Raw genomic sequence first — 23,132 nt, 5'->3', positions numbered from 1 at the left:
GCTCACGAAACGACGAAGCGAGGAACGATGTTTCAGTAGTAGCTATGCCCGGGCGCGGCCGTGATGCTGTCGACATGGTCGGCGAGCGCGGCGGGGACTTTCAGGTCGGGCGAGACATGTCCTCCCGATTGGCCAAAATCCGTCTTGCCCGGCGGACGCGGCGGGGTCTCGGTCGCGGTGACGCCGAACATCTCCTCGAACTTGTCCTTTGCGACCTCGGCGGAAACCGTCGCCGCGCCGGCGGCGGTCGGCGTCAGCCCAAGCTCGCGCAGGATGTCCTGAACCTTCGCAACGCCTTGCGGCGTCCGCCATTCGCGGCGGAGAAGAATTTGAAGCTTGATCGCTGGATCTGACGTTGGAACCCCCTCAGGCAGAACTTGGCCTTTTGTGGAGTACGGCGACCGTCGCGCGCGGGCGGCACGCCGGCGCAGGACAGCTCAGCACAGCTTTCACGGAGCGGCAATTCCATCGTAACGCCCTCACGTCAATTCTCCGATACTATACGTGAGGAATTGCAACCGCTGCGTGAACTGGTTCACACGGCCTGGCCGGCTTTCAGCAGCGAGCAGCCGGTGATCTTCAGGCTGCCGTCGGCCTGGCGTTCCAGCGTGTAAAGCGCCTCCCAGGCCTCGCCATTGGCATCGACGATGTGAACGCGCTGCGCGATCCAGCTGCCCTCGCTGCGGACCTCGCCGAACTCGAAACTGCGGTGCCGATAGACCGGGGCGTAGCTGTTCTGCACCATCGACATGAAAATGTCGGCCTGCGGAAACAACTGCTGGATTGCAGGCGCGGCGTAGGAATAGGCGGCCGCGGCGTCATCCTTGCTGAAGGCCTGCTCCTGGGCGCGGACCACGTCCTGCGCGGCGGCGACGTCGTCAGCTGCGGCCGGGACAATGAGCGCGAAAAGGAAAGTTGCGATCAGGAGGATGCTACGCATGAGGGGCTCCGTGGCGGATACCTTTCTCTTACGTTCATCATCCTAGGCTGGTTTCGGCTGCGGGCAATGACGATTTGTCCAGCCATGGCGCAAATTTGATCCAGCGCAACGCGCGCCGCGGCGGGCCCGCTAGGCTTTCTCCATCAACCATGGAGGTCAGCCGTGACCCTCGACACCGTCCTCGTCATTATCGCCGTCACCATGATGTTCGGCACCATCGCCGCCGTGCTCGCCTGGGGCGACAAGCAGACCCGCAATCTCTGATTCTTCACCTCGCCCCGCTCTACAGCGGGGAGGGGTAAGATTCAGTGATGCGCCATGTCCAGGAATGGCGTGTCGTTGGCGCTGACATAGAAGATCACGACCTGGGTGATCTCGCTGCTGCTACGGTTGTAGCCGGTCATCGCGATGCCAGGCGGCTCGACCAGCGACTCGCCGGCCTTCACCACGATTGGCGCGCGCCCGTCGAGCTCGAGCGTGAACGCACCTTCGAGCACATACACCGTCACCGGGAAGCGGTGGGTGTGATAGACGGTCTTGTCGCCCGGCTTGAACGATGCGGTCATCACCCGCACGGTCTGCTTCTCGTCGCGCGGCAATCCCTCGACCACCTGCTCCAGCACGAGGGTCGGCCTGGCGATACCGCTCTGCTGCGCCATCGCAGGCGTCATGAGCGTGGCCACAAGCGCTGCGGCGAGGATGGCTCTGCGGACCATGGCGGGTTCCCCTGATCTTTCCGACGCATGGCGACTTGCCCCGCGTCAAAATATCCTAGGTGCCGCAGCCCAAGCCGGGGAGCCGCAACATTGCGAGGGGCGGCCGCAGACGTGCATAGTCCCGCCCATGTTCAACTGGGAAGATCTGAAATACTTCCTCGCGGTTGCGCATCACGGCAGCACAATCGCGGCAGGAAAAGCGTTGGGGCTGAGCCAGTCGACCGTGCAGCGGCGACTGGACGAATTGCAGCGCCGGCTCAATCGCACCCTGGTGACACGACAGGCCTCCGGCTATCGGCTGACCGAGTTCGGCCAGACCATGCTGCCCTACGCCGAACGCATCGAAGCTGCGGTCGCCGACTTCTCGCGCCGCGCCGCCGATGTCGCGCAGGACATGAAGGGCGTGATCCGCGTCACCTGTCCCGAGCCGATCGTCGCGCGGCTGACGCAATCCGGCATCATCGAGCGCTTTCACGCGGCTTACCCCGGGCTGCGCGTCGAGTTCGTGATGAGCGACCGCTATCTCGATCTGGCGAGCGGCGAGGTCGATGTCGCCTTCCGCTCCGGCGACACCGATGACGAGCTGGTCGGGCGCAAGATCGCGGAGTCGATCTGGGCAGTCTATGCCAGCCCCGATTATGTCGCGCGCCACGGCAGGCCGGAGCGCGTCGAGGATCTGTCGAAACATCTGCTGGTCGGCCTCGATGGTGCCTTCGCCAGTCATCGCGCCGTGACCTGGCTGAAGGAGGTGGCGCCCGACGCGACCATGGCGGCGCGCATCAACAGCGTGCTCGGCATCGTCTCCGCGGTGAAATCCGGCGTCGGCATCGGCCCGCTGCCGATCGCGCTCGGCGACGCCGAGCCGGAGCTGATCCGCGTGCTCGGCCCGATCCCGGAGCTGACGCGCAGCTGGCGCATCCTCACCCATCCCGATCTCCGCCGGGTGCCGCGGATCGCCGCGTTCTTCGAGTTCATCGCCGGGCAGCGCGATGAGCTGAGGCCGATCCTGACGGGCTAGGTGTGGCGCAGTCCCGAAGTCGGCCATTTGGGCTGCAAGTCCGTCCCTTGACGTAGATCAAGGTCGATGGAACCCGTCCCCTCACACTCGAACGAGATTGGGGGCTGGAGGGTTCAGCGTGTCGATCGATCGCCGCCAAGGACACCGCCGGTACGGAAGGTGACAGTCAGCCCGGTGTGATCGAGGCCATCGATCCCCGCTGGTCAATGGAGAGCGTGGTGCCGTTTCCCGATACGCCGTCCGTCGAACAATTGTCGCAGGTGATTGTTCAGGTCACCGCGCCGTCGTTCCTTCTTGGCGCGGTTGCCGGCTTCGTTTCTCTGCTGATCTCCCGCATGAACCGGGTCATCGACCGGATCCAGGCGCTCGATGCCATTCCGGATGGCGAGGGCGGCAAGGCAAAGCTCGGCAATGATATTCCCCGGCTGAAGCGCCGCGCCGTATTGCTGAACCAGGCGATCATGTTCGCCGGTACCAGCGCGATATTGACCTGCCTGCTCGTGATCGTGGCCTTCATCAGCGCCTATTATCGGCTGCGGCACGAATACGGCGTCGCGCTGCTCTTTGTCGTCGCGCTCGGTTTTTTCACCGCCGCGCTCGCGAACCTGGTGCGTGAAACGCGGATTTCCGTCCACGAGTACGAACCGCGTCGCTAGCGGGCCCCGCTATCGTTTTGCCGCGCGGTTCTTGACCGCCTTCGACGGCTTGGCCGCTTTCGCCGGCTGAATCCGCAAACCATCCACGAACACGTCGAGCAGTCGCAACGCGGTGGCCTGCCAGCCCGGCTGGTCGTGCATGTAGCACATGCCGATCAGGGCGCGCAGCATGTCGTCCGCGCTGATGTCGGCGCGCAGCGCGCCGGCCTTGACCGCGCGGTCGAGCAGCAGGCCGACGGCTTTGGTCAGGCGATCGAATGAGTAGGCGTAGAGTTCGGACTGGTTCTGCATGGCGAGCGCCAGCGCGGCATGCATGCCTTTCTTGGTGGCGACGAACGCGACATTGGAGTGCAGCCAGCGCCGCAGCGCCTCGACCGGGTCCTTGGCGGTCTTGAGCTGCTCGGCAAGCTCGCCGAGCTGCTCGACCTCGCGGCGATAGACCGCCTCGAACAGCGCCTCGCGGGTCGGGAAGTGTCGATACAGCGTGCCGATGCCGACGCCGGCGCGTTTGGCGACAGCCTCGAGGCTCGCATCCGGTCCGCCGGCGCTGAACACGGCCTTGGCCGCTTCGAGCACGCGCTCGCGATTGCGCACGGCGTCGGCGCGGGGCTTGCGGATGCTGTCGGTCTGGTCGTCCATGGGCCCAATGTAGATCACGATCTGGTTAGATTGAACCCGAACATGGCTGCATCGCGTTGTTTGCACACGGCGTTTTGACGGATTCTGAATCTTTTCGGCCGCCCCCTTGTTAAGCGGAGGGTGCCTCCGTATATCCCGATCCACGTCGCACCCTCTCGTCCTCACACCGCGACGGATCGAGGCCGGCCACGGGGGTGGCGCGGCAAACGATCACCCATGTCCTCATCTGATCGGAGCCTTGTATGACCCACTCCATCAGCCTCACCGTGAACGGCACCAAACGCGAGATCGAGCTCAACGATCCCCGCGTGACCCTGCTCGATCTCTTGCGTGAGCGCCTCGATCTTACTGGAACCAAGAAGGGATGCGACCGCGGCCAGTGCGGCGCCTGCACCATCCTGGTCGACGGCAAGCGTATCAACTCCTGTCTCGCGCTCGCCATCAGCCATGACGGCGCCGAGGTCGTCACCATCGAAGGCATCGCGCGCGGCGACCAGCTGCATCCGGTGCAGGCCGCCTTTATCCCGCATGATGGTTTCCAGTGCGGCTTCTGCACGCCGGGCCAGATCATGAGCACGATCGGGCTGTTGTGCGAAGGGCAGGCCGGCGACGACCCTGAACGAATCCGCGAAGGCATGAGCGGCAATCTCTGCCGCTGCGGCGCCTATGCCGGCATCGTCGATGCCGTGCTGGAGGCGCAGGCCAACCAGACCGATTCCAAGCAGAGGCGCTCCGCATGAAACCGTTCGATTATGTGAAGCCCGCAACGCTCGCCGACGCCGTTGCCGCCGCCGCGCAGCCCGGCGCGGCCTATCTTGCGGCCGGCACCAATCTCATCGACCTGATGAAGGGCGGCGTCAGCCGGCCGGATCGGCTGGTCGACGTCACGCATCTGCCGGGTCTCGATCGCATCGAGCATCTGCCCGACGGCGGCGTGCGGATCGGCGCGCTGGTCAGCAATGCCGGCCTCGCCCACGACACGGATTTCGCAAAGGCCTATCCGGCGGTCGCGGAAGCGCTGCTGTCGGGCGCTTCCGCCCAGCTGCGCAATGCGGCGACCGTCGGCGGCAATCTGCTGCAGCGGACGCGCTGTGCGTATTTCTATGACACCGCGAGCCGCTGCAACAAGCGTGCGGCCGGCAGCGGCTGCGATGCGCGCGAGGGCGAGAACCGTTTGCATGCGGTGCTCGGCTGGAGCGAGCAATGCATCGCCACCCATCCGTCCGACTTCTGCGTGCCGCTGGTCGCGCTCGATGCCGTCGTGGAGATCGAAGGCAGGAACGGCCGGCGCGAACTGCCGCTTGAGGAGTTGCATCGTCTGCCCGGCGAGACGCCGGAGCGCGAGACCGTGCTCGAGCCCGGCGATCTCATCACTGCGGTGCGACTGCCGGCCGCCGCGCGCGACTTCGCCGCGCATGCGCGCTATCTCAAGGTGCGTGAGCGCACATCCTATGCGTTTGCCGTGGTCTCGGCCGCGGCTGCGCTGCAGATTGAGAACGGCAAGATCAAGGACGCGCGTGTGGCGCTCGGCGGCATCGCTGCAAAGCCGTGGCGATCGCGTGTCGCGGAGCAGGTGCTGAAGGGCGCTACGCCCGATGCACAAAATTTCCGCGAAGCAGCGCAGGCCGCGCTCGCCGTTGCAAAACCGTCCGGCGACAACGCCTTCAAGATCGAACTGGCGCGCCGCGTCATCGTGCGCGCGCTGACCCTTGCCACGGCTGGAACGCCTGCGCGCATATCAGCGCTGCCGGGCTCGCCCTTCGCCGCCAATTCCGGAGCCTTGCATGCCTGAGCTCAATCCGACCCAGAACCCCGTTCACATGCGGCATGGCTCGAACATCGGCCAGCCGCTCACCCGCCGCGACGGCATCCTCAAGGTGAAGGGGCAGGCGGAATACGCCGCCGACCATCATCCGAAGGGCATGCTGTTTGCGGTGATCGCAAATGCCAGCATTGCGCGCGGCCGCGTGACGTCGCTCGATATCGCCGCGGCGAAGGCGCATCCCGGCGTGATCGACGTCATGACGTCCTCGCACAAGCCCAAACTTGCGATCGACCCCGACATCAAGACCAATCCATTCGTGTTCCGGATGGAGGTGCTGCAGAGCGACGAGATCCGCTACGCCGGCCAGTCGATTGCGGTCGTGATCGCCGAGACGCTGGAGGCGGCCACCGAAGGCGCGGCGCTGCTGTCGCCGCGCTATGCGGCGCTGCCGGCGCGCGTTGGTCTCGACGCCGGCGAGAGCTTCGAGCCGCCCGTCGTCGGCGTCGGCAATCCGACCGCGCATGTGCATGGCGATGTCGAGGCCGGCCTTGCCGCGGCGGCGAAAACGGTTGAGGCCGTCTACGAGACGCCGCCGCAGTATCACAATGCAATGGAGCCGCATGCCGTCGTCGCCTCCTGGGATGGCGACCGGCTGTCGATCGACACGCCGAGCCAGGCCATGGTGATGGCGCGCGCCCGCGTCGCCGAGCTGTTCGGCATTCCCGCGGAGAACATCCAGATCCGCAGCCCGTTCCTCGGCGGCGGTTTCGGCTCCAAGGGGTTTCTGACCGGGCCGCAGATTCTCGGCGTGATGGCGGCCAGGCTGGTCGGCAAGCCGGTCAAGCTGGTGTTGCGTCGCGAGCAGATGTACGGCCCGGTCGGCCACCGCGCGCCGACGCGGCAGCGCCTGCGCATGGGCGTCGACGGCGACGGACGTCTTGTCGCGATCGATCACCACGCGCGGACGGTGTCGAGCAGCTACGATGATTTCTACGAGCCGGCGGCCGGCGCCTCCCACACGCTCTATGCCAGCCGCGCGATCCGCACCACGCATGATGCGGTCCGCGTCGATACCGGCACGCCGCTGTTCATGCGCGCCCCCGGTGAAGCGACCGGATCGATCGCACTGGAAAGCATGATCGACGAGATGGCGTTTGCGTGCGGGATCGATCCGCTCGATTTCCGGCTGCAGAACTACGCCGAGGTCGAGCCGATCACCGGAAAGCCGTTCTCATCGAAGGCGCTGCGTGAATGCTACGCGCAGGGCGCGGCGCGTTTCGGCTGGGACAAGCGGCGGCTGGCGCCGCGGACCATGCGCGACGAGTCCGGCCTGCTGGTCGGCTGGGGCATGGGCACGGCGACGTTTCCCGCGTTGATGTTCATGGCCGAAGCGCGGGCCGCGATCCGCCGCGACGGCTCCGGCGTGATGGAGATCGGCGCGCATGACATGGGGCAGGGCGCATGGACCGCGCTCGCCCAGATCGCGGCCGATGGTCTCGGCCTCGATCTCGACAAGGTCGAGTTCAGGTCCGGCACCTCGGATCTGCCCGACGGTGGCATCGCCGGCGGCTCGGCGCATACCGCGACCGCGGGCAATGCGATCCACAATGCCGGCGCCGCGGTGATCGCCAAGCTCGCCGACCTCGCCACCAAGGACGAGCGCTCGCCGCTGTTCGGCGCCGGCAATACCGGCGTGGTCGCGCGCGACGGACGCCTGCACCGTCGCGACGATGAGAGCCGCAGCGAATCCTATGCGGATATCCTGACGCGCGCAGGTCTTGCCGAGATCGACGCCCGCGCCACCGGTGCCGCCGATCCCGCGGCGCAGGCGGAGTATGCGATGCATGCGCATGGCGCGGTCTTTGCCGAGGTCAAGGTCGATCCCGATCTCGGCCAGGTCCGCGTCACCCGCATGGTCGGGGCCTTCGCGGCGGGCCGGATCATCAATCCGAGGATGGTGCAAAGCCAGCTCTACGGCGGCATGATCTGGGGCCTGTCGTTCGCGCTGCACGAGGAAGCCATCACCGACCGCCGCAGCGGGCGGATCATGAACGCCAACCTCGCCGAGTACCATATCCCCGTGAATGCCGACGTGCCCGCGCTCGACGTGCTGACGGTCGACGAGCACGACCCCCATGTCAACGCGCTCGGCATCAAGGGCGTCGGCGAGATCGGCATCACCGGCAGCGCCGGCGCGGTGGCCAACGCGGTGTGGCACGCGACCGGTGTGCGGGTGCGGCGATTTCCGATCAGGATTGACGAGCTGTTGACGTGAGCTCAATGCGCGCGGCGCGACACGTGATCACGCCGCGCGAATTCGATCACGTGCCGTACGTGGCATAGGGCGCGACCTGGGAATCATAGGTCGGGCCCTTGATGATGCTGTGCAGTTGACGGCGGCGTGCGCCCATGTTGCCGCCGTCGTAGAGCGGGAAGCACATCGCGTCATTCATCAGCTCCGCCAGCGGGTGCATGTCGGTGTAGCTGTCGACACCGACCAGGCGCATGGCATCGTAGACCACATCGACACAGGTTTCCGAGCAGAACACCTTGGTCATCACGGCGAGTTCCTGCTCCTTGCCGCCGGACAGGTCGTATTGCTGGCAGGACTTCCAGGTCAAATAGCGGCAGGCCTCGATCTTCATCTTCATGTCGGCCAGCATGTAGCCGACGGTCGGATAGTCGATGATCGGATGCGGCCCGGAGCGCGCGTCCTTTTTCGCAAACGCCAGCGCATGGTCGAAGGCGGTGCGCATGACGCCGACGCAGGCGGCGCCGATCAGCGCTGCGGTCCAGGCGAAGTTGGTCGAGACGATGTTGATGCCGTCCCCGGGCTTGCCGATGATGTTGCCGGCGGGGACGCGGACGTTCTCGAACTTCATCCGCGGCGAGATCGTCGCGCGATGCCCGGCCGTGTCCAGGATCCCCGTCACCTTGATGCCCGGCAGATGGCCCGGCACCATGATCACGGCGAGCGAGTCCTGCGCGCCCTTGTTCGGATCGGTTCGGCAGACCACCGCATAGAGATGGCAGTTCTTGCCGTCCCAGCCGGTGCCGTTGGTGGTGTAGTGCTTCTCGCCGTTGATCACCCATTCATCGCCCTCGCGAATGGCGAAGGTCTTGACGCCGAACCGGGGATCGGCGGCGTCGAAATTCGCGCCACCCGTCACCTCGGTGAAGGCCAGCGCGCCGAGCCGCGTGCCGTCCTCGATGAAATCGGGCAGGAAGCGCTTCTTCTGCGCGTCGTTGCCAAAGAAGATGATCGGCTTGACGCAGAGGCCGGTGCCGAGCAGCGTGCTGGGAACGTTGACGTCGACGGCGGCGAGTTCTTCCGCGGCAATGGCGAAATCGAGCGTCGGAACGTCGGTGCCGCCGAACTCCTTCGGGAACAGGCCTTTGACGAAGCCGGCCTCGACCGCTTTCCTGTGAAACGGCCGCGTGGCGTAGAAGCGCGCGTCGGGCTTGTCGTATTCCCGTATCGTCTTGCGAACGTCCTTCAGCACGGTGTTCGCGAACTCGCGTGCGCCGGCCCGCAGGGCCATTTGCTCCTGACTGAGCGTGAAGTCGATACCCATTGCCCATCTCCCTGAAGTTGACCAATTCTTGGTTGATCGCAGGCGCATGCGCCGCATCGATCGGCTCGCGGCGGGAGGCTAGGGAAGGAGAGACCTTGCTGTCTTGCTCAGGAGCGCCCAGCATTTGTGCTGACAGTGAACAAGCACAGTGATGTAATCGGGCCGGCTCGCACTGCCGAATGTTTGTGCCGCAATGCAGCGCGATCTGGCATGGAAAGTGCTTTTTGGAATGCCCGTCACCCTCAGTGTTGGGGATTTGCCATGGAGACCTGGACCACCAGCGATCTGCCTGAGCAGGACCAGTTCAGCTACTGGAGAGAGGTTCTCTGCCAGGCCTATATTGCGCTCAATCCGGTGCGGCCATCATCGACCGGCGGCTTTGCCGGCCACGTCACGGCGCATCCGCTGTCCTCGATCAACGTCACCACGATTTCGTCGCACCGCCAGAAGGTCTATCGCGGGCGTTCCGAGATCAGCCGCATGCCCAGCGAGGTCTATTTCCTGAACCTGCAGCTCAAGGGCCAGTGCTGCATGCAGCAGGGCGGGCGCGCTGCGCTGCTCAATCCCGGCGAATTCTCGATCGTGGATTCGACCGAGCCCTATCTCAACGACTATTGCAGCGATGATTGGCAGCAGCACTCGTTCCGGATTCCCAGGCATCTGCTGCGTCCCTTGCTGCGCCATCCCGACAAGGCGACGGCCACGATCGTGGCCGACAATGGCGGCGTGGGCACCGTCGTCATCGATCTCCTGAAATCGGTCGCCTGCAACGTCGAAGGCTTGTCGTCGACCGCAACGACACTAAGCAGCAGCATGATCGAGCTGGTGGCGATGTCGCTCGGTGCGACGCAAAGCGCGCAGCAAACGGCGCGCGGATCGGCGCGCCACGCGCTGTGCACGTCGTTGGTCAAGCATATCGGCGTCAACGTGGCCGATCCCGAATTGGTGCCGGCGAAGGTCGCCGCGCATTTCGGCATCTCGGTGCGCTACCTGCACAAGGTGCTGGAGGAGGGAGGCCGGTCGTTTGGCCGGCTCGTGCTGGAGCAGCGTCTCGAACGCTGCGCCGGGGATTTCCTGAAGGCCGACGCCGATGGCGACACCGTCACCGAGATCGCGCTCCGCTGGGGCTTCAACGACATGTCGCATTTCAGCCGAACCTTCCGCCAGCGCTTCGGCAAGACGCCGCGGGAATATCGCCACGAGGGGGCTCAGCTTCCAAGGAGCTGAAGTCCTTCGTTCAGGCGGCGCGTTCCAGCCGTCGGTAGGCACTGTCCATGTAGAGCAGCGGGTCGATCTCCTGTGCGGCGGTTCTGACCTGCATCACCTCGCCCAGGAAGATGGTGTGCGTCTCATAGCCGAGCCGCTGCACCACCTGGCAATCGAACGCCGCCAGCGCCGATCCGAGCAGCGGCGCGCCGGTGACCAGCGTGCGCCAGTCGCCCGAGGTGAACCGCTCGGCGCGCCGGGCCGTCTTGCTGAACATGTCGACCAGCGTAACGTCGCCGGCCGACAGCAGGTTGACCGCGAAGGCGCCGGACCGATCGATCACGTCATGTGCCGAGGCGTTGCGGTTGACGCAGATCAGGAGCGTCGGCGGGCTGGTGCTCACAGAGCTGACCGCGGTTGCGACCAGTCCGGCGCGCTGGCCGCCCGCGGCGCTCGTGATCAGCGCGACGCCGGAAGCCAGCCTGCGCATCCCCGATTTGAAGGCGTCGGCTCGCGTCTTCGGATCGGGCCGCGACAAGGCCGGTTCGAGCTTGTCCATGTCAGCCCCCTTACGCGCGTTCGGTCTGCCAGCTGACGCCGGTACCGGTGGTGCTCTTTTCGCCGCCGCCCTTGAAGGCGCCGCGATAGCGCGCGGCGGGATGGCGCGCGTTCAGCCGGCCGCCGCTGCCGGGGAACATTTTCTCGCGCAACGTTCCCGGCGCATATTCGCGCTGCGCGAGGCCGCGCTGCTGCAGCACCGGGATGACATGCTCGATGAAGTCGCGATAGGAACCCGGAAAATATTGGCAGATCATGTTGATGCCGTCGACGCCGGCGTCCTGCCAGGCCTCGAGCTGATCAGCTATGCTCTCCGGGGTGCCGACGATCCGGCTGTTGTAGGACAGCGCATAGGCGAGGTCCTGCACGCGGGCCTTCTTGCCGGGATTGCTTGCCTCGAACATCGTGATGAAGCCGCGCAGCCCCTCGATGTTGGCCTGCTCGATCGGCATGTCGCGGTCGAGCATGCCGAGGTCGATGCCCATGTCGCGGCTGATATGGGCGGCAAGCCCGTCATAGCTGACGCCCTTGTCGATCTCTTCCGACTTGCGCCACGCCTCCTCCTCCGTGCTGCCGACCACGAAGGAGAAGCCCTGGATGAATTTCAGGTCCTCCGCCCGCCGGCCGTTCGCGACCGCCACCGCACGGGTCGCCGCGATGCCTTTGCGCGCGCCCTCGATGGTCGGATAGAGCACGAAGGTGCCCTCGGCGTTGCGCGCGGCGAAGGATTGTCCGACCGGCGAGGCGCCGGCCTGGTAGAGCACCGGCGTGCGCTGCGGCGAGGGCGAGCAGAGATGCGGGCCCAGCACCCGGAAGCGCTCGCCGGCATGATAGATGCGATGGATCTTGCTGGCGTCGGCGTAGACGCCGTTGACCCTGTCGCCGAGGACTGCGCCCTCGTCCCACGAGCCTTCCCAGAGCTTGTAGACCACCTCCATATATTCGTCGGCGCGGCGGTAACGCTCGTCATGCGGGATGATCTCGTCGAAGCCGAAATTCTGCGCGGCATTGTGGCTGACGCTGGTGACGATGTTCCAGCCGATCCGGCCGTTGCTGAGATGGTCGAGCGTTGACAGCCGGCGCGCGAAGCTGAACGGGTGCTCCGACATGATCGAGCTCGTGAAGGTGAGGCCGAGATTTTCGGTCACGCCGATCAGCACCGAGGAGAGCGCGGCCGAGTCGTTGCAGGGAATCTGCAGGCCCTCCTTGATATAGGTATCCCACGAACCCTTGTAGGCGGGATCGATGCCGATGACGTCGGCGAGGAACAGCGCATCGAAGCAGCCCTTCTCCAGGAGCTTGGTCAGCTCGATCCAGGTGCCGAGCTTGTCGAAATGCATCTGGGTGCTGTCGGGATGGCGCCACAGCCCGTGATAGATGTGGGAGACGACGTTCATCGAGAAGCAGTTCAGGATCAGGCGGTTTCGCATGACATTCCCCGTTGGCTGGAAGGCGTCCTCATCGGATCGGCTTCCACTGTAGCGTCGGGGTTTCGACCGTCTTGCTTGTGAGGGCCCGTCGTCTGTGCTGTGAGCGAACCGCGCGCGGTGCGATCGGAGAACGCCGCGCCTACCGGATCGAGCCCTTGAAATTGTCGATGTCCGGCGAGGGCTTTGCCGGGAACAGCCGCGCGGTCGAGGAGATGTCGAGCCGGCGCTTGCACTTCTGCTCGTCGGCGTCCTTGTTCTCGGTGAAGTCCTTTTTGCTGGTGCGCTTCTTGGCGAAGACATCGTCCTGCCGGTTAACGATCAGCATCGCGTGGTCGCGCTCCAGCGTGTCCGGATTCTTGCGATCCTCGTCGGAGCGGAAGACGCCGCCGACCATTTTTCCTGACATGTCGTAGTCGCAGCCGGCCTTCCAGTCGCCCTGGTCCCATTTCCAGCCCACGGCCTTCAGCGTGCCGTCCGCCTCCTGCGTCACCTTGATGATGGCGTTGGCGGCGAGCCAGACGCCGGTCAGGCCCACGCGCTTGTCGTCGAAACCTTCGAGCAGCGCGATGCGCTCGCGCTGCAGGCCGTCGACATGGTCGCGGGCATCGGCGGTCGCATGGACTTGCGAGGTCTGCTTCTCCCAGGCGGGATGCAGGAATTCCGGATATTGCTCGGCCTGGCTCTTCACCCAGCGGCGCTGGTCGTCCGCGAGCGCGCGCCGCGTCGCCTCGTCGAGCCGCGGCTGCAGCGCCTTCCAGGCGCGGTTCAGCCGCAGGTCGTTGGCGGCGAGATCGGGATCGGAGCAAATCTCCTCGTCGGTTGCCGTCTCCGGCCTTGCACAGTCGAAGGTCGGCGCGACGAACGCCAGATCGGCCTTGTCGTTGGCATCGGATGTGCCGTCGGCAAAATAGCTGCCGGTGATCTGCCACATGGAGTCGCAGTCGTTCAGCCCGTCCCAGCTGTCGTTGCCCTCGATGCCGACGATCCGCAGCGTGTCACCCTGGCGGCGCAGCTTGACCGATGGCGCCTTCGCGGGCTCGGACGTATCGCCGGACGTCTTCTCGATCGGCTTTTCAGCCAGCACCTCGCCGGTGAGCCAGCCTGACGACGTCGGCTTCACCACCGCGTTGAACTTGCAGGCGCGATGCCGCCCGCTGCCGTAATTGCCGCGCAGGTCGGCGACGAGGCGATAGGCGCCGCCATCGGCCGGCGTCACGGTGATGGCGCCGAACGCGTTGCCCCAGCTGCCGGCGAATCCGGCGCGGCCGAAGCCCGCGGCGAAGCCGTCGAGCCGGGCGAGACGCGTGCGCAGCGTCTCCGCAAAGATCTCCTGGAGCTCCTGCTCGTCGACCTGCGACAGTGTCTCGGCAGCGTCGGTGATGACCTCGTTGAACCAGGCTTGGTCGCGCTTGAACAGCGGCTTGATGGTCGCCGGCATCTTTGCCAGCGCCTTGTCGAAGGATTGGTCGATTTGCGCGACCAGCGTGTCGTAGCCGGCCTTCCTGCAGTCGGCAGTCTTGATCGCATCGCCGTCACGATCGCCGCACAGCTTGATCTGGGTCGGCGCGCTGCTGGAGGGCCGCAGATAATCGTCCATCGCAAGAGAGGCGACCGGCGTCAGCGCGGAGAGGGCTGCGGCAAGCGCCGCAATGCGGGGAAGAGCAGGCATGGGCAACGACCAGCGGACCGCGACATGCGGCCCTCGCAAGCCTTAGGTCGCCCGCAGCTTGCCTCCGGTTCAAAATGTCGGCGGCGTGCAGGCACTTATCACCTCACACGCCTTGGCGCCGATGCAGCGGAAGCGGTGCGGGCGGCGGCTTTCGAAATAATAGGCGTCGCCCGCGTTCAGCACCCGCCGCTCGTCGTCGACGGTGACCTCGAGCTTGCCGCTCACCACGATGCCGCCTTCCTCGCCCTCATGCACCAGCAGCACCCGGCCGGTGTCGCTGCCCGGCTCGTAGCGTTCTTTCAGGATCTGCAGGCTGCGGCCGAACAGATTGTCGCCGACCTGGAGGAAGGAGATCGGCTTCTTGCCGATCTCGGTCAGCTCATCGGCGCGGTAGAACGCCTTGCGCGGCCGTTCCGGCTCGATGGCGAAGAATTCGGCGAGCCCCATCGGGATGCCGTCAAGGATCCGCTTCAGCGCGCCGACCGACGGGTTCATCTGGTTGGACTCGATCAGCGAGATCGTCGAATTGGTGACGCCGGACCGCTTGGCGAGCTCCCGTTGCGACAGTTTTGCGCGCGCGCGGATGAATCGCAGGCGTCCACCGATATCGACACTCATGGGAAAAACCGTGTTGCAGGTGTTGCGGATCGAACAAATCTTCGCATCTCACCTCAACGAGATCAATAGGTTGCGATCCGCCAGAAAAGGACTTGTTGAGTACCCTGAACCGTGGCCCACTCCTTTTAAATCACCCATGGAGCGCCCCGTGACCGTTCATCAGATTCCGAACACCATCAAGACCGACTCGTTCTGGATGCCGTTCACGGCCAACCGGCAGTTCAAGAAAACGCCGCGGCTGTTCTCCTCCGCCAAGGGCATGTACTACACCTCGGTCGATGGCCGTCAGGTGATCGACGGGTCCGCCGGCCTGTGGTGCGTCAACGCCGGCCACAGCCGCCCGCAGATCGCCTCCGCCGTCGAGCGGCAGCTGACCACGCTGGATTTCGCGCCGTCCTTCAACATGGGCCATCCGATGGCCTTCGATTTCGCCGAGCGCCTCGCCGAGATCGCGCCCAAGGGCCTCGACCGCATCTTCTTCACCAATTCCGGTTCCGAGTCGGTCGATACCGCGCTGAAGATCGCGCTGGCCTATCACCGCGCCGCCGGCCAGCCGACCCGCACCCGCCTGATCGGCCGCGAGCGCGGCTATCACGGCGTCGGCTTCGGCGGCATGTCGGTCGGCGGCATGGTCGCCAACCGCCGCGCCTTCGCCACCCATCTGCCCGGTGTCGATCATATCCGCCACACCCATGATCTCGCCCGCAACGCCTTCGCCAAGGACCAGCCGGATCACGGCGCCGAGCTCGCCGACGACGTCGAGCGGATGGTGGCGCTGCATGGCGCCGATACCATCGCCGCCGTGATCGTCGAGCCGGTGCCGGGTTCGACCGCGGTGCTGCCGCCGCCGAAGAACTATCTGCAGCGGCTGCGCGAGCTCTGCACCAAGCACGGCATCCTGCTGATCTTCGACGAGGTCATCACCGGCTTCGGCCGCCTCGGCACCCCGTTCGCCGCCAATTTCTTCGGCGTCACGCCCGACATGATGACAACAGCCAAGGGCATCACCAACGGCACCGTGCCGTGCGGCGCGGTGTTCGCCAAGCGCGAGATCTATGACGGCCTGATGACTGGCCCCGAGGGCGCCATCGAATTGTTCCACGGCTACACCTATTCGGCGCATCCGGTCGCCTGCGCGGCCGGCCTTGCCACGCTCGACATCTACAAGGACGAGGGCCTGCTGACCCGTGGTGCGCAGTTCGCCGACTATTTCCGCGATGGCTTGCACTCGCTGAAGGGTCTGCCGAACGTCGTCGACATCCGCAACTGTGGCCTGATGGGTGCGGTCGAGGTCGCACCGCGCGACGGCGTCGTTGGTGCGCGCGGCTACGACTTGATGGTCGATTGCTTCAACAACGGCCTCTATTTGCGCATGAGCGGCGACTCGCTGGCGGTGTCGCCGCCGCTGATCCTCGAGAAGAAGCACATCGACGATCTCGTCTCGATCCTCGGCGACGCCATCAAGCGGGTGGCGTGATAATTGCTTCAGCATGATCCGGAAAAGTGTGAAGCGGTTTTCCGATAAAGATCATGCTCAAACAGGACTCGAAAGCGCGCAGCGCTTTAGATAGTTGCTATCGCCGTTGCGAAAGCAGATGTTTTCGCAGCGGCGATTTGTTTTGCCGCTGCAGGATGTGAGGAAGCGTGAAAGTCCTTGTTCTCGGCAGCGGCGTCATCGGCGTCACCTCGGCCTATTATCTCGCGAAGGCTGGCCATGAGGTTGTCGTCGTCGACCGTCAGCCGAATGCGGCGCTCGAAACCTCGTTTGCCAATGCCGGCGAGGTCTCGCCCGGCTATTCCTCGCCCTGGGCGGGGCCCGGCGTCCCGGTCAAGGCGATCAAGTGGCTGTTGATGCGGCACGGTCCGCTGGTGATCTGGCCCAAGCTCGATCCCGTGATGTGGATCTGGGGGCTGAAGATGCTGCGCAACTGTACCGAAGAGCGCTACGCCATCAACAAGAGCCGGATGATTCCGATCGCCGAATACAGCCGCGATTGTCTGCGCGCGCTGCGTGCCGACATCGGGATCAAATATGACGAACGCAGCCGCGGCACGCTGCAGCTCTTCCGCAAGCAGAAGCAACTCGATGGCACCGGCAGCGATATCGCGGTGCTCAAGCAATACGGTGTGCCTTACGAGGTGCTCGATCGCGAGGGCTGCATTGGTGCGGAGCCGGCGCTGGCGGCAGTGAAGGACAAGTTCGTCGGCGGGCTCCGGCTGCCGCAGGACGAGACCGGCGATTGCCACATGTTCACCCAGGCGCTCGCCGGGGAAGCAGAAAAGCTCGGCGTGCAGTTCAAGTTCAACACCGGCATCGAGCGGCTGGTCACCGAGGGCGACAGGATCACCGGCGTCGTCACCAGCGCCGGCCTGCTGCAGGCCGACGCCTATGTCGCCGCGCTCGGCAGCTGGTCGCCGCGATTGCTCAAGCCGCTCGGCATTCATGTTCCGGTCTATCCGGTGAAGGGCTACTCCATCACGGTGCCGATCACCGATCCCGATGCTGCGCCGGTGTCGACCGTGATGGACGAGAGCTACAAGGTCGCGATCACGCGGCTGGGTGATCGCATCCGCGTCGGTGGCACCGCGGAAATCTCGGGCTATTCGAATAGCCTCGATGCAGCCCGACGGGCGACGCTCGACCATTCGCTCACCGACATGTTCCCGCGCGGCGGCGATCTCGCCAAGGCCACCTTCTGGTGCGGCCTGCGTCCGATGACGCCGGACGGCCCGCCGGTGATCGGCGCAACCCGCTATTCCAATCTGCATCTCAACACCGGCCACGGCACGCTGGGCTGGACCATGGCCTGCGGCTCCGGCCGCGTGCTGGCCGATCTGCTGTCGGGGAAGACGCCGGACATCGATACGAAGGACCTGTCGATCGGCCGCTATGATCACCGGTTTGGGTGAGGTTCGCTGAACAGCCGCCGCTTGCGAGGAACAGGAAGTCAGGTCAATGCAGATGCAGCGCTTGCCGGACCACTACGAAATCTCAGCCGACGCGGGCCGACTGGATGTGGCGGTCATTCACAAATTCCTCTCGGAGGAGAGCTATTGGTCGCGCGGGATTCCACGATCCACGGTCGAGCGCGCGATCGAAAATTCCCTCTGCTTTGGCGTGTACCATCACACCGCACAGATCGGCTTTGCGCGCGTCGTCACGGACAGGTCGACGTTCGCACTGCTTGCCGACGTCTTTATCCTCGAGGCCTATCGTGGCAAGGGGTTGTCCAAGGAACTGATGCGTCGTGTCGTTGAACACGAAGACCTGCAGGGTCTCAGACGTTTCCTGCTGCTGACGTCAGACGCCCATGGCTTGTATGGCCAATTCGGATTCAAGGAGCTCGGAAGCCCGGCCCGCTTCATGGAAGTGCTTCGGCAGGATATCTATCAGTCGGCTTGATGGCACGTCGCCCGGCGGCAGCGGCGGCCATCTGCAACTGACGATCACGACGACCGACGGCAGAGAGCTGATCGCGGCCGACACGAGGATAAGGTGACGCTCCTCAATTGCGGCGGGTGCTCCTGATGCAGGAGATGTCGGCTTTTTGCAGGCATCGGCTGGATTCTTGCGCCTTTTCATGCCCTCACCAGGGGCTCACTCAGTCATGTTGCTGACGCAATCTCTGTCTTAGTCGGTGAGAACCAAGAACGCTTGTGCGAGGACCACACTGGTTCGCACAACGGTTCCGTCGCCATCTGGCGCGAATCCGCAAAAAAAACGGCATGCCGTGAACGCATTCGCGTTTGCCTGACCATGTCTTGCGGCGTCGGGAACCGGACGATCTAGAAAATCCATCGAGGTGTTATGATGTTGTTTTGCTCGAGCGCCGCAATTTGCGGCGCCGTGGTGACGCTTGCCATGTCTGTTACGGTTGCGCGAAGTGAAGGTGTTGCAGTTCATTCAAGTGCCGTCGTCAGTGAGGCGTCCGGGGATGCGATCGTCGGCGCAGCATCGACCTACAATCCGTTCCGGCCCGGGCGGCAGGAGGGCGGCCCGAACACAGCCTCCGGCGAGCGCTATGATCCCTCGGTCTGGGCGGCTGCCATCAAGACCAGCTTGCGCCAGAAATTCGGTGGGGTCCAATTTGGCGCGAGGCCGAGATTTGCCCTCGTGGAGGCGTTAGGCAAGAAGATCATCGTCAAGATCAACGACGTGGGGCCACTAACGCCTGGCCGGATCATCGACCTCAACGAGCGCGCGATGCGCCATTTCGATCCGAGCCTGGAGCGCGGGATCATTCCTGACGTGAAAGTCAGGCCGCTTGCCGGCGACTACTGGATTCCCGGGCCGGTTGGCTGAACGAGCCCGCGGCCGAGCTAAACTTACCGTAACTACTGCAACGATGGCGCATCTGTTATCTCTATCCCCCGCGCGACTGCGCGTGGGGAGGGGGACGATGAACGACCATCGTGCAATTGGGGCTCGTCTTTGGGTCATCGTCGTCGCGCTCGGCTTCGGTCTCACCACGGCGCGTGCCGAACAAGCCAACGCCATCGCCGACAATTTCCCCGGCACCGCCTTCGAGACCATCACGCCGGAAGCCGCCGGCTGGTCCGCGGAGCAACTCGCGGCAGCGAAATCCTGGTCGCTGCAGATCGCGCCGGCAGCCGCCGTCATGATCGTCCAGCACGGCCGGGTGGTTGCCGAGTGGGGCGACACCGCGACGAAGTCCAATCTGCATTCGATCCGCAAGAGCCTGCTCAGCGCGCTCTACGGCAATGCGGTGGAGAAGCACCTGATCGATCCCACAGCCACCATCGGTAGCCTCGGCATCGACGATAATGATCCTGGTCTGACCGAGATCGAAAAGACGGCAACGGTCGTCGATCTCCTGAAGGCCCGCTCCGGCGTCTATCACGCCGCGCTGTATGAGACGCCGGGCATGGCCAAGCGGCGGCCGGCGCGCGGCAGCCATCCGCCCGGCACCTTCTGGTACTACAACAACTGGGATTTCAACGCGCTCGGCACGATCTACGAGCAGGCGACGAAGCAGTCGATCTTCGATGCGTTTGATCAGCAGATCGCGCATCCGATCGGCATGCAGGACTATGTCGCGAGCGATGGCCAGTATGTCAGCGGAAAGGAGTCCGAGCATCGGGCCTATCCGATCCGCATGAGCGCACGCGATCTCGCCCGCTTCGCGCTGCTCTATCTGCATGAGGGGCGCTGGAAGGATCGCCAACTGGTGCCGGCGTCCTGGGTGCGCGAGAGCACGCAAGCCTATTCGCAAGCCTACACCGATGCCGGCCCCGGTCTCGGCTATGCCTATCTGTGGTGGACCGGCTTCATTACCGAGATGGGCGCACCGGTCGTGAAGATGCCGCCGGGCAGTTTCGAGGGGATCGGTTACGAGGGGCAATGGGCCTTCGTCATTCCGGCGCTCGATCTCGTCATCATCCATCGCATCAACAGCGATTTCCCGCACAAGAGGGAGCCGGACTTTCGCCAGATGGGGCGGCTGTTGTGGCTGATCCTGACCGCGGCCGGCGACAAGGATGCAGGCCCCGACATCTCGCTCGCGCATGCCACCGGCCAGCGCCTCGACGGCGAGGCGCTGAAGGCGGCGCTATCCGGCAAGACGCTGGTGTTCGGCCGCAACCTCGAGCGCGGCCCTCGCGCCTGGCCGACCCGCGCCGACGGCACGACGTCCGTGCTGGTCGGTCCTGAACGCGAGGAGCGCTTTACCGGCACCTGGCGCATCGACGACCGCAGCCGCTACTGCCGCACCCTGAACGACCCGACCGATTCCGCCGAGCATTGCTTCGTGGTCGTCGTCAACGGCGCGACCGTCAAGCTGTTCGACGGCGAGGGCCTGATGCGGTTCGATATGCGGGCGGAGTAGGAGCGGGCACAATGCGTAGGGCGGATTAGCGTAAGCGTAATCCGCCATTCCCCGCCGAGATACCTGCCGGCGGATTACGCCTTCGGCTAATCCGCCCTACGCTTCCAGCGCTCCCGCTGACATTGGACCATTGATTTGCCCGACGGCGCAAGGTCATCAGGCAAAAATAATGTTCTTTACACGAACTTCGGAATATGCTAACAATGGCCCGTCTCACCCGACACGAGGGGCGCTCGCGAACGCCACGAACGTGGGTGCAGATGCGGTGGCCGCTGGGCGTGCAACAGGCGTGTGTGCGCAAGGCGGACGGTGAAGTCGTGTGGGCCTGCCGCCCCGATGCAGGTGGCAAGCACGCGAGAGGTCCAAAGCCGATCGCGGATGATGGTGGCACAAAAGCAGAGTCTCACCAGGGCGAGCACGTATAAGCCGTAAAGCCATCGCGCAGGGAAGGCCGGATGCCTCCGCCGAACCTGTATGCTCGTGCGCGCACTTCTTTGTGCACATGGCGCACGGGACCGCGGGTGCGGCGTGCACCCGGTCTTCCCTGCGCCCTCGATTCAAGGAGAGGGCGGAACGACAAGTAAACCTCGGGCAAATCATGTCGCGAGAATGCGAAGCTGTGGTCCCCACACTCGGTGTCATCGCCCGGCTTCGACCGGGCGACCCAGTACGCCGCGGCTCATCGATTCTATCGCAAGCGTCTTTGGAATACTGGATCACCCGCATGCGCGAGTGATTACACCGTTAGGCTGTCGGACAGTTGAATCCGAACTGACTCCATCGTTGTCCTGGCGAACATCACGGCTGATCGCCTCACCCTTCCGCCACCGCCTCACTCCACGGCTGGAACACCTCAGTGGCGCCGCTGTTGGTGACGCCATCGCGCAGCACCACGCTCGGGCAGGCGAACTTCATCGGCATGGTCTGGATCCGTGCCTCCTCATAGTCGAACGTGCCGCGGAGCGCGTCGCGCACTGCCGACGGCAGGCGGACGTCGCCGATCACCACCGCGCCTTCGCTGGCGTCGATGCGCGGCTGATGGATTGCGGCATCGAGGTCCATGCCGTAGTCCATCACGAAGGAGAGCAGCTGCGACACGGCCGGCAGGATGCGGCGTCCGCCGGAGGCGCCGACCGCAAGCCTGCGGCCGTCGGCGGCTTCCGCCACCACCGGCGTGTAGTTGGTGAGGCAGCGCTTGCCCGGCGCCAGCGAGTTCGGATTGCCCTGCTCGGGATCGAACCACATGATGCCGTTGTTCATGGTCAGCCCCGTGCGCGGCGTGACGAAGCGCGAGCCGAAGGTCGACAGCAGCGTCTGCGTCACCGCGGCCATGTTGCCGTCGCGGTCGACCGCGGAGAAATGCGTGGTGCAGGCCGGCGCGATCGCATCGGCCCCGAGCGAGCGGCGGCCGTCGGCATCGCCCATGTCCTGCAGCCGCTCGCGATAGGCGGCCTGCAGCGCCTGCGCATAGGCGGTGTAGGCCGCAGCATCCGGCCCGTTGCGTCCGGGCGAGAACGCCTTTTCAAGCAGGCCGAGCGTGCGCGCCATGGTCGGCCCCGCCGTCAGCTCCGGCGTCGCGAACACCTTGCCGCCGCGATAGGGGATCGCCAGCGGCTCGCGCAGATGCGCGCGGAATGCGGCAAGGTCCTCGACATCAAGTGCACCGCCGGCGCTCTGGATATCGCTTGCGATGGTCTGCGCGAGATCGCCCGCATAGAAATCGCGCGGACCCGCGGCCGCGAGCTGCGCCATCGTGGCCTTGAGCCGATCCTGCGGCATCCGCACCTCGGCCTTGATGCCCCACGGCGCATTCGGCGGCAGGCCATCCTGCAGATAGGCGGTGGCGCTGGCGGGATAGCGGCGCAAATCGACGGCGGAGCTTGCGATCATCGCGGTCGTCCACCAGTCGACGAGCAGGCCTTCGCCGGCGAGCTTGACGCTCGGCGCCAGCAGATCCTTCCACGGCAGTCTGGCGTGACGGCGATGCGCCTCCCCCATGCCCGCGACCACGCCGGGCACGGCGATCGAGCCGGGACCATGCAGATTGCGATCGTCCTTGACCCGCGCCCAGGGAAACAGATCGGCGGCGGTGCCGGAGCCGGTGATGGGATAATCCTCGATGCGCAGGCTGTTCGGCGCGCGCATGCCGTAATCGATCACCTCGGTGCGGTTTTCGCGCGCACGATAGAGCACCATCGCACCGCCGCCGCCGGCGCCGCTCATCCAGGGCTCGACGACGCCGAGCGCAAAGGTGGTCGCGATCACGGCGTCGACGCAGTCGCCGCCCGCGGCCAGCACCTCCGCGCCGACCTCGGCCGCCTTGCGCGATTGCGCGGCGACGATGCCGCCTTTGGAGCTGACGGCGGGTTTGCGGATCACTTGCGCATTGGAGAACTGGTCGGACATGGTGCTGGTTTCGCTATTGTTGTTAGGAGGCGGCTAGGTTGGCGTAGCATGCCAAGCATGCCACCATCAGCGCAACAGCAAGCTAGGCAA

The 23,132-nt window shown here is 65.0% G+C and carries 21 protein-coding genes; 11 read left to right on the top strand and 10 right to left on the bottom strand.

The genetic code is table 11. From position 1 onward, the window contains the following. Nucleotides 1–32 precede the first annotated feature (32 nt). The 3 genes from JQ604_RS09660 to JQ604_RS09650 form a co-directional block, all read right to left on the bottom strand. A complete protein-coding gene (locus JQ604_RS09660; RefSeq protein WP_212355870.1) occupies nucleotides 33–191 on the bottom strand; it encodes a hypothetical protein in 159 nt (52 codons plus the stop codon). A 344-nt stretch (nucleotides 192–535) separates the two neighbouring features. After that, nucleotides 536–940 (bottom strand): DUF4864 domain-containing protein, encoded by a 405-nt coding sequence (locus JQ604_RS09655; protein ID WP_212355867.1) that lies wholly within the window; start codon nucleotides 938–940, stop codon nucleotides 536–538. 305 nt (nucleotides 941–1,245) lie between these two features. Next, nucleotides 1,246–1,656 (bottom strand): cupin domain-containing protein, encoded by a 411-nt coding sequence (locus tag JQ604_RS09650; protein WP_212355865.1) that lies wholly within the window; start codon nucleotides 1,654–1,656, stop codon nucleotides 1,246–1,248. A gap of 127 nt (nucleotides 1,657–1,783) precedes the next feature. On the opposite strand from JQ604_RS09650, the gene JQ604_RS09645 reads away from it, so the two are divergent. Beyond that, nucleotides 1,784–2,674: a LysR family transcriptional regulator gene (locus tag JQ604_RS09645; RefSeq protein WP_212355863.1), complete on the top strand. Its 891-nt coding sequence runs from the start codon at nucleotides 1,784–1,786 to the stop codon at nucleotides 2,672–2,674. Nucleotides 2,675–2,850: 176 nt separating this feature from the next. Further along, on the top strand, nucleotides 2,851–3,330 hold the full coding sequence (locus JQ604_RS09640) for a DUF2721 domain-containing protein (RefSeq protein ID WP_349631079.1): 480 nt from the start codon (nucleotides 2,851–2,853) through the stop codon (nucleotides 3,328–3,330). A gap of 9 nt (nucleotides 3,331–3,339) precedes the next feature. On the opposite strand, the gene JQ604_RS09635 is transcribed toward JQ604_RS09640, so the two are convergent. Next, entirely contained in the window at nucleotides 3,340–3,969 is a 630-nt protein-coding gene (locus JQ604_RS09635; RefSeq protein ID WP_212355861.1) for a TetR/AcrR family transcriptional regulator, read from the bottom strand. 242 nt (nucleotides 3,970–4,211) lie between these two features. On the opposite strand from JQ604_RS09635, the gene JQ604_RS09630 reads away from it, so the two are divergent. Genes JQ604_RS09630 through JQ604_RS09620 form a run of 3 tightly spaced genes read left to right on the top strand, consistent with a single transcriptional unit; the run spans nucleotide 4,212 to nucleotide 8,009 of the window. Continuing rightward, entirely contained in the window at nucleotides 4,212–4,709 is a 498-nt protein-coding gene (locus JQ604_RS09630) for a (2Fe-2S)-binding protein (RefSeq protein ID WP_212355853.1), read from the top strand. Beyond that, the gene (locus tag JQ604_RS09625) at nucleotides 4,706–5,761 is read left to right on the top strand and encodes an FAD binding domain-containing protein (RefSeq protein ID WP_212355851.1); all 1,056 of its coding nucleotides are present in this window, start codon (nucleotides 4,706–4,708) and stop codon (nucleotides 5,759–5,761) included. The genes JQ604_RS09630 and JQ604_RS09625 overlap by 4 nt, the downstream gene beginning before the upstream one ends. Then, nucleotides 5,754–8,009: a xanthine dehydrogenase family protein molybdopterin-binding subunit gene (locus JQ604_RS09620; RefSeq protein WP_212355849.1), complete on the top strand. Its 2,256-nt coding sequence runs from the start codon at nucleotides 5,754–5,756 to the stop codon at nucleotides 8,007–8,009. Before JQ604_RS09625 ends, JQ604_RS09620 begins: the two co-directional genes overlap by 8 nt. Before the next feature lie 46 nt (nucleotides 8,010–8,055). Here JQ604_RS09620 and JQ604_RS09615 read toward each other — a convergent pair whose 3' ends face one another. Beyond that, nucleotides 8,056–9,309 (bottom strand): acyl-CoA dehydrogenase family protein, encoded by a 1,254-nt coding sequence (locus tag JQ604_RS09615; RefSeq protein WP_212355847.1) that lies wholly within the window; start codon nucleotides 9,307–9,309, stop codon nucleotides 8,056–8,058. Between the two features lie 261 nt (nucleotides 9,310–9,570). On the opposite strand from JQ604_RS09615, the gene JQ604_RS09610 reads away from it, so the two are divergent. Beyond that, a complete protein-coding gene (locus JQ604_RS09610) occupies nucleotides 9,571–10,536 on the top strand; it encodes a helix-turn-helix domain-containing protein (protein ID WP_212355845.1) in 966 nt (321 codons plus the stop codon). 10 nt (nucleotides 10,537–10,546) lie between these two features. Here JQ604_RS09610 and JQ604_RS09605 read toward each other — a convergent pair whose 3' ends face one another. The 4 genes from JQ604_RS09605 to JQ604_RS09590 all read right to left on the bottom strand — a co-directional run bounded on the left by JQ604_RS09605 (nucleotide 10,547) and on the right by JQ604_RS09590 (nucleotide 14,790). After that, nucleotides 10,547–11,074: a flavin reductase family protein gene (locus tag JQ604_RS09605; RefSeq protein WP_212355843.1), complete on the bottom strand. Its 528-nt coding sequence runs from the start codon at nucleotides 11,072–11,074 to the stop codon at nucleotides 10,547–10,549. A gap of 10 nt (nucleotides 11,075–11,084) precedes the next feature. Next, the gene (locus JQ604_RS09600) at nucleotides 11,085–12,503 is read right to left on the bottom strand and encodes an LLM class flavin-dependent oxidoreductase (RefSeq protein WP_212355841.1); all 1,419 of its coding nucleotides are present in this window, start codon (nucleotides 12,501–12,503) and stop codon (nucleotides 11,085–11,087) included. 139 nt (nucleotides 12,504–12,642) lie between these two features. After that, nucleotides 12,643–14,172: a lysozyme inhibitor LprI family protein gene (locus JQ604_RS09595; RefSeq protein WP_212355839.1), complete on the bottom strand. Its 1,530-nt coding sequence runs from the start codon at nucleotides 14,170–14,172 to the stop codon at nucleotides 12,643–12,645. Between the two features lie 69 nt (nucleotides 14,173–14,241). Next, on the bottom strand, nucleotides 14,242–14,790 hold the full coding sequence (locus JQ604_RS09590) for a cupin domain-containing protein (RefSeq protein WP_212355837.1): 549 nt from the start codon (nucleotides 14,788–14,790) through the stop codon (nucleotides 14,242–14,244). A 148-nt stretch (nucleotides 14,791–14,938) separates the two neighbouring features. Between JQ604_RS09590 and JQ604_RS09585 the strand changes: the two genes are divergently transcribed. The 5 genes from JQ604_RS09585 (at nucleotide 14,939) to JQ604_RS09565 (ending at nucleotide 20,636) form a co-directional block, all read left to right on the top strand. Then, nucleotides 14,939–16,267: an aspartate aminotransferase family protein gene (locus JQ604_RS09585; protein ID WP_349631078.1), complete on the top strand. Its 1,329-nt coding sequence runs from the start codon at nucleotides 14,939–14,941 to the stop codon at nucleotides 16,265–16,267. Nucleotides 16,268–16,434: 167 nt separating this feature from the next. Further along, nucleotides 16,435–17,700, top strand: coding sequence for a D-amino acid dehydrogenase (locus tag JQ604_RS09580; protein WP_212355833.1), 1,266 nt, complete (start codon nucleotides 16,435–16,437; stop codon nucleotides 17,698–17,700). A 46-nt stretch (nucleotides 17,701–17,746) separates the two neighbouring features. Then, a complete protein-coding gene (locus JQ604_RS09575) occupies nucleotides 17,747–18,193 on the top strand; it encodes a GNAT family N-acetyltransferase (RefSeq protein ID WP_249158149.1) in 447 nt (148 codons plus the stop codon). 405 nt (nucleotides 18,194–18,598) lie between these two features. Further along, entirely contained in the window at nucleotides 18,599–19,093 is a 495-nt protein-coding gene (locus JQ604_RS09570) for a septal ring lytic transglycosylase RlpA family protein (protein WP_212355831.1), read from the top strand. Between the two features lie 97 nt (nucleotides 19,094–19,190). Next, nucleotides 19,191–20,636: a serine hydrolase domain-containing protein gene (locus tag JQ604_RS09565; protein ID WP_212355829.1), complete on the top strand. Its 1,446-nt coding sequence runs from the start codon at nucleotides 19,191–19,193 to the stop codon at nucleotides 20,634–20,636. Between the two features lie 813 nt (nucleotides 20,637–21,449). On the opposite strand, the gene JQ604_RS09560 is transcribed toward JQ604_RS09565, so the two are convergent. Beyond that, the gene (locus JQ604_RS09560) at nucleotides 21,450–23,042 is read right to left on the bottom strand and encodes a gamma-glutamyltransferase (protein ID WP_212355827.1); all 1,593 of its coding nucleotides are present in this window, start codon (nucleotides 23,040–23,042) and stop codon (nucleotides 21,450–21,452) included. Nucleotides 23,043–23,132 lie beyond the last annotated feature (90 nt).

This window comes from Bradyrhizobium jicamae (assembly GCF_018130695.1).
In the GTDB taxonomy this organism is placed as follows: domain Bacteria; phylum Pseudomonadota; class Alphaproteobacteria; order Rhizobiales; family Xanthobacteraceae; genus Bradyrhizobium; species Bradyrhizobium jicamae_B.
The sequence above is the reverse complement of the archived record's forward strand: the minus strand, read 5'-3'. Positions and strand labels throughout refer to the sequence as shown.

What these genes read in the sequence shown, in the direction of transcription:
- JQ604_RS09660 (WP_212355870.1), bottom strand. Translation starts at nt 191, where the DNA reads ATGTTCGGCGTCACCGCGACCGAGACCCCGCCGCGTCCGCCGGGCAAG.
- JQ604_RS09655 (WP_212355867.1), bottom strand. Translation starts at nt 940, where the DNA reads ATGCGTAGCATCCTCCTGATCGCAACTTTCCTTTTCGCGCTCATTGTC.
- JQ604_RS09650 (WP_212355865.1), bottom strand. Translation starts at nt 1,656, where the DNA reads ATGGTCCGCAGAGCCATCCTCGCCGCAGCGCTTGTGGCCACGCTCATG.
- JQ604_RS09645 (WP_212355863.1), top strand. Translation starts at nt 1,784, where the DNA reads ATGTTCAACTGGGAAGATCTGAAATACTTCCTCGCGGTTGCGCATCAC.
- JQ604_RS09635 (WP_212355861.1), bottom strand. Translation starts at nt 3,969, where the DNA reads ATGGACGACCAGACCGACAGCATCCGCAAGCCCCGCGCCGACGCCGTG.
- JQ604_RS09630 (WP_212355853.1), top strand. Translation starts at nt 4,212, where the DNA reads ATGACCCACTCCATCAGCCTCACCGTGAACGGCACCAAACGCGAGATC.
- JQ604_RS09625 (WP_212355851.1), top strand. Translation starts at nt 4,706, where the DNA reads ATGAAACCGTTCGATTATGTGAAGCCCGCAACGCTCGCCGACGCCGTT.
- JQ604_RS09620 (WP_212355849.1), top strand. Translation starts at nt 5,754, where the DNA reads ATGCCTGAGCTCAATCCGACCCAGAACCCCGTTCACATGCGGCATGGC.
- JQ604_RS09615 (WP_212355847.1), bottom strand. Translation starts at nt 9,309, where the DNA reads ATGGGTATCGACTTCACGCTCAGTCAGGAGCAAATGGCCCTGCGGGCC.
- JQ604_RS09610 (WP_212355845.1), top strand. Translation starts at nt 9,571, where the DNA reads ATGGAGACCTGGACCACCAGCGATCTGCCTGAGCAGGACCAGTTCAGC.
- JQ604_RS09605 (WP_212355843.1), bottom strand. Translation starts at nt 11,074, where the DNA reads ATGGACAAGCTCGAACCGGCCTTGTCGCGGCCCGATCCGAAGACGCGA.
- JQ604_RS09600 (WP_212355841.1), bottom strand. Translation starts at nt 12,503, where the DNA reads ATGCGAAACCGCCTGATCCTGAACTGCTTCTCGATGAACGTCGTCTCC.
- JQ604_RS09595 (WP_212355839.1), bottom strand. Translation starts at nt 14,172, where the DNA reads ATGCCTGCTCTTCCCCGCATTGCGGCGCTTGCCGCAGCCCTCTCCGCG.
- JQ604_RS09590 (WP_212355837.1), bottom strand. Translation starts at nt 14,790, where the DNA reads ATGAGTGTCGATATCGGTGGACGCCTGCGATTCATCCGCGCGCGCGCA.
- JQ604_RS09575 (WP_249158149.1), top strand. Translation starts at nt 17,747, where the DNA reads ATGCAGATGCAGCGCTTGCCGGACCACTACGAAATCTCAGCCGACGCG.
- JQ604_RS09570 (WP_212355831.1), top strand. Translation starts at nt 18,599, where the DNA reads ATGATGTTGTTTTGCTCGAGCGCCGCAATTTGCGGCGCCGTGGTGACG.
- JQ604_RS09565 (WP_212355829.1), top strand. Translation starts at nt 19,191, where the DNA reads ATGAACGACCATCGTGCAATTGGGGCTCGTCTTTGGGTCATCGTCGTC.
- JQ604_RS09560 (WP_212355827.1), bottom strand. Translation starts at nt 23,042, where the DNA reads ATGTCCGACCAGTTCTCCAATGCGCAAGTGATCCGCAAACCCGCCGTC.